General features: G+C 64.6%; 6 protein-coding genes and 1 tRNA gene. 6 read left to right on the top strand and 1 reads right to left on the bottom strand.

What is annotated here, in order from left to right:
• Positions 1-255 (top strand): transposase (locus B5X69_RS07950; protein ID WP_217699080.1); only part of this gene is annotated, 255 nt, incomplete at its 5' end.
• Positions 256-319: 64 nt separating this feature from the next.
• On the opposite strand, the gene B5X69_RS07945 is transcribed toward B5X69_RS07950, so the two are convergent.
• Positions 320-406, bottom strand: a tRNA-Leu gene (locus tag B5X69_RS07945).
• Between the two features lie 195 nt (positions 407-601).
• Between B5X69_RS07945 and B5X69_RS07940 the strand changes: the two genes are divergently transcribed.
• The 5 genes from B5X69_RS07940 to gltB all read left to right on the top strand — a co-directional run bounded on the left by B5X69_RS07940 (position 602) and on the right by gltB (position 9,915).
• Positions 602-1,540, top strand: coding sequence for a complex I NDUFA9 subunit family protein (locus B5X69_RS07940; RefSeq protein WP_079638187.1), 939 nt, complete (start codon positions 602-604; stop codon positions 1,538-1,540).
• Positions 1,541-1,723: 183 nt separating this feature from the next.
• Positions 1,724-2,521 carry an undecaprenyl-diphosphate phosphatase gene (locus tag B5X69_RS07935; RefSeq protein ID WP_245798670.1) on the top strand — a complete coding sequence of 266 codons (798 nt, stop codon included), beginning with the start codon at positions 1,724-1,726 and terminating at the stop codon, positions 2,519-2,521.
• A 156-nt stretch (positions 2,522-2,677) separates the two neighbouring features.
• Positions 2,678-4,120, top strand: a complete 1,443-nt coding sequence (locus B5X69_RS07930) for an NAD(P)-dependent oxidoreductase (protein WP_079638169.1) — start codon at positions 2,678-2,680, stop codon at positions 4,118-4,120.
• 23 nt (positions 4,121-4,143) lie between these two features.
• Positions 4,144-5,328, top strand: a complete 1,185-nt coding sequence (locus B5X69_RS07925; RefSeq protein ID WP_079638186.1) for a DUF2059 domain-containing protein — start codon at positions 4,144-4,146, stop codon at positions 5,326-5,328.
• 57 nt (positions 5,329-5,385) lie between these two features.
• The gene (gene gltB / locus B5X69_RS07920; RefSeq protein ID WP_079638168.1) at positions 5,386-9,915 is read left to right on the top strand and encodes a glutamate synthase large subunit; all 4,530 of its coding nucleotides are present in this window, start codon (positions 5,386-5,388) and stop codon (positions 9,913-9,915) included.
• The last annotated feature ends 117 nt before the right edge of the window (positions 9,916-10,032 follow it).

The raw sequence follows: 10,032 nt of genomic DNA, 5'->3' as shown, positions 1-10,032 counted from the left end.
CTTATCCCCGACCTGCTCAGGCTGATCGATCAGTTCGCCGCCAGCCCCCTCAAGTCCCTCGCCGATACCCTGACCAGCTGGCTCGAGCCCGTCGCGCGCATGTGGCGCTTTTCCAGGAACAATGGAATCACCGAGGGCTTTCACACAAAGATGGAGATGATCTCGCGCCGCGCGTTCGGCTTCCGCAACTTTCACAACTACCGCTTGCGCGTGCTCGCTCTTTGCGGTTGGAATGGCGTCATCAATCGGGTCTGATCCACCCTCATCCCCCGTTCACGGGGAAGAGCCCAATGTTTTGGAACGTTCTGATGAGAACAAATGGTGCCCAGAAGAGGACTCGAACCTCCACGACCTTGCGATCGCCAGCACCTGAAGCTGGTGCGTCTACCAATTCCGCCATCTGGGCACGGGGTAGGAGCGGGCGCTTAGCGGCGTGGCCTGTCGCTTGTCAACCGCACGGAGGTGTGATGCAGGATATTTTCTTTCAGGGCGACCATTTCGCACCGGCATGGCGGGCGCCGCCCCTTGCCCCGCACGGCGCTTCGCGGCATGGGGAGGCCGCGCGGCGCGCAGCGCCGGAACAGAATCACGGATGGATGATATGCGGAACCTCGACGGGCAATTGATCACGGTGCTGGGCGGCGGCGGCTTCATCGGCCGCTACGTCGTGCAAAGGCTGCTCTCCCGCGGGGCCCGCGTTCGCATCGCGCAGCGCGCACCCCGATCCGCAACATATCTCAAGCCGCTCGGCGGACTAGGCCAGACGCAGTTCGTTGCATGCGATGTCCGCGACACGACGAGCGCCGCGCGCGCGGTTGCGGGAAGCGACGCCGTGATCAACCTCGCGGGGAGCTTCGACGACATGCGGGCCGTGCAGGCCGCTGGCGCGGGCAACGTCGCAGCAGCGGTTCAGTCGGCCGGCGCCCGCACGCTCGTTCACCTCTCAGCCATTGGCGCGGATCCCGATAGCCCGTCGGTCTATGGGCGGAGTAAGGCCGAGGGCGAGGCCGCTGTACGCGGGGCCTTCCCCGGCACCGTCATTCTTCGTCCCTCGGTCGTCTTCGGCCGCGAGGATCAGTTCATCAATCGCTTTGCCGCGATGATCCGCCTGTCGCCGGTCATCCCCGTGATTGCGCCCGCTGCAAAGTTTCAACCTGTCTATGTCGGCGACGTCGCGGACGCGGTTGTCTCGGCGCTCGACGCCTCAGTCTCGGGCCGCATTTTCGAGCTCGGCGGGCCGCAGATACTCTCGATGGCGGCGCTCATGCACTGGATCGCCGAAGCGACCGGGCGCAAGCGCCTGTTCGTCGAGCTGCCCGACGCGATCGCCTCTGCGCTTGCAAGCGGGTTTGGCTGGTTGCCCGGCGCGCCGATCACGAAAGATCAATGGCTGATGCTGCAATCGGACAATGTCGTGGCGCCCGGGGCTGAAGGCTTTTCCGCGTTAGGGATCGCGCCGGCATCGCTTGATTCCGTCGCCGAAGGCTGGCTCGTCCAATATCGCCGTCATGGGCGCTTCGCGGGAATTGCGGCGCAGTGAGGCGAAGCGGCGTTTTGCCGTCATCCCAAAGCTTGGCAAAAGCGAAGGCTGCGGCCTAAGAACGTTCAAGGACAGGGCGTCCGGCACATGTCGGGCGCCCTTTCGCATAGTCTCCCCATCAGGACATTCGCGCATGCCCCTGCCCTGCCCCGTCCGCTCCCCCGCCGCCAAAGGAAGCTTTCATTGATCTGGCTGACCGCAATCATCCTCGGCATCGTCGAGGGGCTCACCGAATTCCTGCCCGTCTCCTCAACGGGGCATCTGATCCTCGCTACCGAACTGCTCGGCTATGATGCCTCCAAATGGGCGGTGTTCAACATCGCCATACAGCCTGGTGCGATCCTCGCGATCGTCGTTCTCTATCGCCACCTTTTCTGGGACATGTTCGTGGGCTTCTTCCGGCGCGATCCGGTCGCGATCGCCTTTGTTCGCAACCTGCTCCTCGCCTTCTTCCCCGCCGTGGTCCTCGGGCTCGCCTTCGGCGACCAGATCGAGCTATTGCTCGAAAATGCGGTTGTCGTCGCCTGGGCGCTGGTCATCGGCGGCTTTGCCATTCTCCTCGTCGAACGCTTTGCCAAGCCGCGCGAAAGCGGCGGAGTCGCCGCTCTGACGACGCGCCAGTCGATTCTCGTGGGTCTCGTCCAGTGCCTCGCGATGATCCCCGGCGTCAGCCGCTCGGGCGCGACGATCATGGGCGCGATGTCGCTCGGCGTCGACCGCAAGACCGCCGCCGAGTTCAGCTTCTTCCTCGCATTGCCGACGCTAAGCGGTGCGACCGTGCTGCAGCTCTTCAAGCACCGCGACGCGATTACAAGCGGCGATCTTGGCCTCATCGGCGTGGGGGCGCTCGTGTCCTTCATCGTCGCTTGGGCAGTGATCAAGGCGTTTCTGGCCGTGGTGACACGCTACGGCTTCGCGCCCTTTGCCTGGTACCGGATCATCATTGGCGGTGCCGCGCTTATATGGCTGGCGCTGAGATAGGTCCGAAACGATACTAAATCGCGAAAGAATATTTCGTACGCCTCGGGAGAGACTAAATTTCGATATTTTAAGGTCAGCTATTATGACCTATATCTCATTTCTCCCGTGACAGACCCCGGCTGAGCATGCATCCGGCTCCCAACGAAGGGAATATGCATGGCAGCCGAACGCATGCTCCAGTTTGTGGGGCGCGAACAATCCTACCCCGACAAGCGCTCGCCCGAAGAGCGCGCGCGCGATTTCAAGGAAATTGCCGAACGCTACGCGGCGCCGGACGCCGACGCACAGGCCGCGCGCTGTTCGCAGTGCGGCGTCCCCTATTGCTCGGTTCACTGCCCGCTGCACAACCATATCCCGGACTGGCTGCGCCTCACCGCGGAGGGGCGACTGCGCGAAGCCTATGAGCTTTCCAACGCGACCTCGACGATGCCCGAGATCTGCGGCCGCATATGTCCGCAGGATCGCCTCTGCGAAGGGAACTGCGTGATCGAATTTTCGGGCCACGGTGCAGTGACGATCGGCAGCGTCGAGAAATATATCACCGATACGGCCTGGGCCGAAGGCTGGGTCGAGCCGATCTACCCCGGTCCTGCGACAGGACAATCGATCGGAATCATTGGTGCGGGTCCCGCGGGGCTTACGGCAGCCGAATATCTGCGTGTCGAAGGGCATGAGGTGCATGTTTACGACCGCCACGACCGGGCTGGCGGGCTCCTCACCTACGGCATCCCGGGCTTCAAGCTCGAAAAGGACGTGGTGATGCGCCGCGTCGAGCGGCTCGCAGCGAGCGGGATTCATTTCCACCTCGGCTTCGAGGTCGGCCGCGATGCGACGCTCGATGCGCTCCGCGCGAAGCACGACGCGATCCTGATCGCAACCGGCGTCTACAAGGCGCGCGAGATCAATGTGCCCGGCAATGAAGCCGCGGGCGTCATCGCCGCGCTCGACTATCTCATCGCTTCCAATCGCAAGGGCTTTGGCGATGCCGTCCCAGAATTCGAGGACGGCCGCCTCAACGCCGCGGGCAAGCATGTCGTCGTGATTGGCGGCGGCGACACCGCCATGGACTGCGTGCGCACCGCGGTGCGCCAGGGCGCAAGATCGGTCAAGTGCCTCTATCGCCGCGACCGCGACAATATGCCGGGCTCGCAGCGCGAGGTTGCCAATGCCGAAGAGGAAGGCGTCGAGTTCGTCTGGCTCTCTGCTCCCGAGCGCTTCACCGCCGACAGCTCGGTCAAGGAAGTGGCGGTCAAGGGCATGCGCCTCGGCGCTCCGGATGCGAGCGGCCGCCGCAGCCCTGAACCCGACCCCGGCCGCGCATTCGACCTTCCCGCCGACATGGTGATCAAGGCCTTGGGCTTTGATCCTGAGGAACTGCCGCAGCTCTTCGGTTCGCCCGATCTCAGCGTCACGCGCTGGGGCACGCTGCGCGTCGATCACCAGACGATGATGACCAGCCTTCCGGGGGTCTTTGCCGCAGGCGACATCGTGCGCGGCGCGAGCCTCGTCGTCTGGGGCATTCGCGACGGGCGCGACGTCAGCGAGGCGATGTCGAAATGGTTGAAGGCGAAAGCCAAAAGCGAGAGGAAGGCTGCCTGACCAACAGGGGGAAGGAAACACCTATGTCGACCTGGAAATCCATCTTGCTTGCCGGCACGATTCTCGTCGCGCCCGTTTCCGCCGCGGCGCAGGAAGCGCCCGCGGCCGAAGCACTTGCCGATGAGGCGGTCTGGGAGGCGGGCGCCGGGAGCGAAGCATCGCTCGCCGATTCCAAGGCGAAGATGCAGCAGGAAATGGACGCGGCGATCGCGATCATCGAGAAGATGTTCGACACGAGCGACCTCCCGCCGATCGACCCGGCGCGGCTGACGCTCGCCGAGGGCACGACCGCCGCGCTGATCCCGAACGGCAGTCTCGAAAAGATGATGGACAATCTTTACGGGAAAATGCTGCGCACCTTGCTCGCGGAAACCGGCAGCAACTCCGACCTGATGCTCTCGATCAAGACAGGGATCGACAGCGAAAAGATCGCAGCGCTCGACGAGGCTACCAAAAATGCCGCCGCCGACATCTTCGACCCGCACCGCAAGGAGCGCGAGGAGCAGGCCATCAAGGTCGTCCAGCCGCTCGTCAGCGAGGCACTTGCCGATATCGAGGCGCCGATGCGCGCAGGGCTCGCCAAGGCCTATGCCCGCAAATTCTCGGCCGACCAGCTCAGCGAACTCAACAGCTTCTTCGCCACCCCGACGGGCAAATCCTATTCGGGTGAAGCGCTCGCGCTTCAGGCCGATCCGGAAGTCATGCTTGCGGTGGTGAAGGCGATCCCGCCCATGGTCACCAAATTCCTCGACCGTGCGCCGGCCATCGAGGGGCAGTTCAAGGATCTGCCCAAGGAAAAGGGTCTCGCCGACCTCAGCGACGCCGAGATGAAGAAGCTTGCAAAGCTCATGAAGGTCAATGTCCAGACGCTCAAGGACAACCGCGACTTGATGAGCGGCGAGATGGAAACCGCGGACGCGATGATTGGCGAGGCTGGCGACGAGGCGGCGTGGGATGAGGCTTCGGCCGCTGCGGAGGCTGAAGCCAATGGCGCTTACGATGTTGCAGAGGAGGCCGCCGACGCCGCAGCGGCTGCGGCCGCCGACGCCTATTACGATCCCGCCTATGACCGCGACAATTGGTCCGATGCCGACCGCCAGCGGGTCGAAGCGCTCGAGGAGGCCGCCAATAACGCCTCCACCGCCGCCTTCGAAGCGCAGGAGGAGGCGGTCGCCAAGGCCCGTAAGAAACTGCCACCGACAGACTAAGGAGCGCTCGCCCGCCCGGTCACCGCCGGGGGCGAGGATCCCGCCAGGAACAATAGCATGACCCATTTTCCCACACCTGAACATGCCCGGCTTGCTGCCGAAGGCCTTTATCGCCCCGACCTTGAATCCGATGCCTGCGGCGTCGGCATGGTTGCAGCGACCGACGGCAAGGCATCGCGCCGCGTCGTCGAGGCGGCGATCGAGGCGCTGCGCGCGGTGTGGCACCGCGGCGCAGTCGATGCCGACGGCAAGACCGGTGACGGGGCGGGGATTCATGTCGATCTTCCCGAGCGCTTCTTCGACGATGCGATCGCGGCATCGGGCCACAAGGTGCGCCCGAACCGTCTCGCCGTCGGCATGATCTTTCTGCCGCGCACCGATCTTTCCGCGCAGGAGGAATGCCGCACGATCGTCGAGACCGAGATCATCGAGGCGGGCTACACCATCTATGGCTGGCGCCAGGTGCCGGTCGACGTCTCGGTGATCGGCGACAAGGCGCAGCGCACGCGCCCCGAGATCGAGCAGATCATGATCGCGGGGCCGCTGCCCGGCGAACAGTCGATCGACGAGTTTGAAAAGCAGCTCTACCTCGTGCGCCGCCGCATCGAGAAGAAGGTCGTCGCAGCGCAAATCGCCGATTTCTATGTCTGTAGCCTCTCGGCGCGCTCGATCATCTACAAGGGCCTGTTTCTCGCCGAGAGCCTCGCCGACTTCTATCCCGATCTCACGAGCAAGCTGTTCGAGAGCCGGGTCGCGATCTTTCACCAGCGCTATTCGACCAACACCTTCCCGCAATGGTGGCTGGCCCAGCCCTTCCGCTGCCTCGCACACAATGGCGAGATCAACACGATCCGCGGCAACCGGAACTGGATGAAGAGCCACGAGATCAAGATGGCGAGCCTCGCCTTCGGCGAGCATTCGGAAGATATCAAGCCGGTGATCCCGGCGGGCGCGTCGGATACGGCGGCGCTCGATGCTGTGTTCGAGACCTTGTGCCGCGCGGGGCGCGATGCCCCGACCGCCAAGCTGATCCTCGTCCCCGAGGCGTGGGAGAGCGACCCGGACGCTCCCGAAGCGCACAAGGCGATGTACGCCTATCTTGCAAGCGTCATGGAGGCGTGGGACGGTCCTGCCGCGCTCGCGATGACCGATGGCCGCTGGGCCGTTGCAGGGATGGACCGCAACGCACTTCGTCCGCTGCGCTACACGCTCACCGCCGACAATCTGCTCGTCGTCGGCTCCGAAAGCGGAATGGTGCTGCTTCCCGAAGCGAGCATCCGCAAGAAGGGCCGCCTTGGCCCTGGGCAGATGATCGCCGTCGATCTCGATGAAGGCACGCTCTACGACGACCGCGCCATCAAGGACAAGATCGCGAGCGCGCAGGATTATGCGGCGCGCGTCAAGGGTTTTCGCACGATGGCCGACCTGCCCAAGGGGGGGAAGTCGAGCCTTGCCGAGTGGGACCGCCATGAACTCCTGCGCCGCCAGGTTGCAGCCGGGCTCACCATGGAGGATATGGAACTCATCCTCTCGCCGATGGTCGAGGATGCGAAGGAAGCCGTCGGATCGATGGGCGACGACACGCCGCTCGCGGTCATCTCGGACAAGCCGCGCCACGTCGCGCAATTTTTCCGCCAGAATTTCAGCCAGGTCACCAACCCGCCGATCGACAGCTTGCGCGAGCGGCATGTGATGAGTCTCAAGACGCGCTTTGCAAACCTTGCCAACATCCTCGATGAGAAGGGGCAGAGCGAGCATGTTCTCGTCATGGGTTCGCCGGTGCTCGTCGGCGACGACTGGGATCGGCTTCGCGCCTATTTCGGCGACGCGGTTGCCGACATCGACTGCACCTTCCCGGTCGGAGGCGATGCGTCGGCGCTCCGCGACGCGATCGCGCGCATCCGCCGCGAGGCGGAAGATGCGGTGCGCGCCGGGCGCAGCGAGCTCTTCCTTTCCGACCAGAATATCGGCCCCGAGCGCGTTGGTGTCGCGATGGTGCTCGCGGCCGCCGCAGTCCATACGCACCTCGTGCGCAAGGGGCTGCGCAGCTACGCCTCGATCAATGTCCGCTCGGCCGAGGTGCTCGACACCCACAGTTTCGCGGTGCTGATCGGCGTTGGCGCAACCACCGTGCACGCCTATCTCGCCGAAGCGACGATCGCTGATCGTCAGGCGCGCGGGCTGTTCGGCGAGCTCAGTCTTGCCGAGTGCCGCAATCGCTTCCGCAAGGCGATCGACGACGGCCTCCTCAAGATCATGGCAAAGATGGGGATCGCGGTGATCTCCAGCTATCGCGGCGGCTATAATTTCGAGGCCGTCGGCCTCTCGCGCGCGCTCGTCAACGACCTCTTTCCCGGCATGCCGGCGAAGATTTCGGGCGAAGGCTATCAGTCGCTCTTCATCAACGCGACCGACAAGCACGAGGCGGCGTTCGACACGCGCGTGACGACGCTCCCCGTCGGCGGCTTCTACCGCCAGCGCGCGGGCGGCGAGACGCACGCCTATTCGGCGCAGTTGATGCATCTTTTGCAGACCGCGGTCGCGACCGACAGCTATTCGACCTATCTCCAGTTCGCGCGCGGGGTCGCCGACCTGCCGCCCGTCTATCTGCGCGACTTGATGGAATTCAATTATCCCGCGCAAGGCGTGCCGCTCGACAGCGTCGAGGCGATCACCGAGATCCGCAAGCGCTTCGTCACCCCCGGCATGTCGCTCGGCGCCCTGTCGCCTGAAGCCCATGAAACGCTCGCGATCGCGATGAACCGCATCGGCGCGAAGGCCGTGTCGGGCGAAGGCGGCGAAGCAAGCGAGCGCTACCGCCCCTATGCCAATGGCGACAATGCGAACAGCAATATCAAGCAGATCGCGAGCGGCCGCTTCGGCGTCACCGCCGAATATCTTGGCGCCTGCGACGAGATCGAGATCAAGGTCGCACAGGGCGCCAAGCCCGGCGAAGGCGGCCAGCTTCCGGGGTTCAAGGTCACCGAATTCATCGCTCGCCTCCGCCACGCGACGCCCGGCGTCATGCTGATCAGCCCGCCGCCGCACCATGACATCTATTCGATCGAGGATCTGGCGCAGCTGATCTATGATCTGAAACAGATCAATCCGCGCGCGCGCGTCTGCGTGAAGCTCGTGAGCTCGGCGGGCATCGGCACCGTTGCAGCGGGCGTCGCCAAGGCGCATGCCGACGTGATCCTTGTCTCAGGCAACACCGGCGGCACCGGCGCTTCGCCCCAGACGAGCGTCAAATATGCCGGCACGCCATGGGAGATGGGGCTGAGCGAAGTCAACCAGGTGCTGACGCTCAATGGCCTGCGCCATCGGATCCGGCTGCGCACCGACGGCGGTCTCAAGACCGGGCGCGACATCGTGATCGCGGCAATCCTTGGCGCCGAGGAATATGGCATCGGCACTTTGAGCCTCGTCGCGATGGGGTGCATCATGGTGCGCCAATGCCATTCGAACACCTGCCCGGTCGGCGTCTGCACGCAGGATGAGAAGCTCCGCGCCAAGTTCACCGGCACGCCCGAGAAGGTCATCAACCTCATGACCTTCATCGCCGAAGAGGTGCGCGAAATCCTCGCCAAGCTCGGCTGTCGGAGCCTTGACGAGGTCATCGGCCGCACCGAGCTCCTCCGCCAGGTCAGCCGCGGGGCCGAGCATCTTGACGATCTCGACCTCAATCCGATCCTCGCCAAGGTCGACGCGCCCGACGAGGAACGCCGCTCGCAGGGGCCGCATTTCCGCAACCCTGTTCCCGACAGCCTCGACGCGCAGATCCTCAACGATGCACGGCCGCTCTTCGAGCGCGGCGAGCGAATGCAGCTCACCTACAATGTTCGCAACACGCACCGCGCCGTCGGCACGCGCCTCTCGGCCGAGGTCACGCAGCGCTTCGGTATGACGGGGCTAGCGCAGGGTCATATCGAGATCCGCCTGCGCGGCACCGCGGGACAGTCGCTCGGCGCGTTCCTCTGCCAGGGCATCACGCTCGAAGTGTTCGGCGATGCCAATGACTATGTCGGCAAGGGGCTCTCGGGCGGCCGCATCATCGTGCGGCCCACCGTGTCGAGCCCGCTCGTCAGTCAGCACAACAGCATCGTTGGCAATACCGTCCTTTATGGCGCGACCGCGGGTACGCTGCTCGCGGCAGGCCAGGCGGGCGAACGCTTTGCCGTGCGCAATTCGGGCGCCAATGTCGTTATCGAAGGCTGCGGCGCGAACGGCTGCGAATATATGACCGGCGGCACAGCCGTGATCCTTGGCCCCGTCGGCTCGAACTTCGGCGCAGGCATGACCGGCGGCATGGCGTTTGTGCTCGATACCGACGAAAGCTTCGAGCGCCGGGCGAATGGCGAATCGATCGTCTGGCAGCGCCTCGAAAGTGCGCATTGGGAAAAGGTCCTCAAAGATCTGATCGCCGACCATGCGCAGGCGACGGGCAGCAAATGGTCGGCCGAGATCCTAGCGGACTGGGATATCCGCAAGGACCAGTTCTGGCAGATCTGCCCCAAGGAAATGCTCCCCCGCCTCGCCCATCCGCTGAGCGACGCAAAGATCGATACCGTCGTCGCCGCCGAATAGCCCAGGAACTGCGCCGCGCCGCCCGGCGCGGCGCGGAGTTCGGCGCAGACGCGGCGCGGTCCGTCGCACTGCCGGCAGCGTTCAGCGCAGCGAAAGCGTCGTCCGTCTATAGGGCGC

Source organism: Sphingopyxis flava, from assembly GCF_900168005.1.
Taxonomy (GTDB): domain Bacteria; phylum Pseudomonadota; class Alphaproteobacteria; order Sphingomonadales; family Sphingomonadaceae; genus Sphingopyxis; species Sphingopyxis flava.
This window is presented reverse-complemented; position numbering and strand designations above follow the sequence as displayed.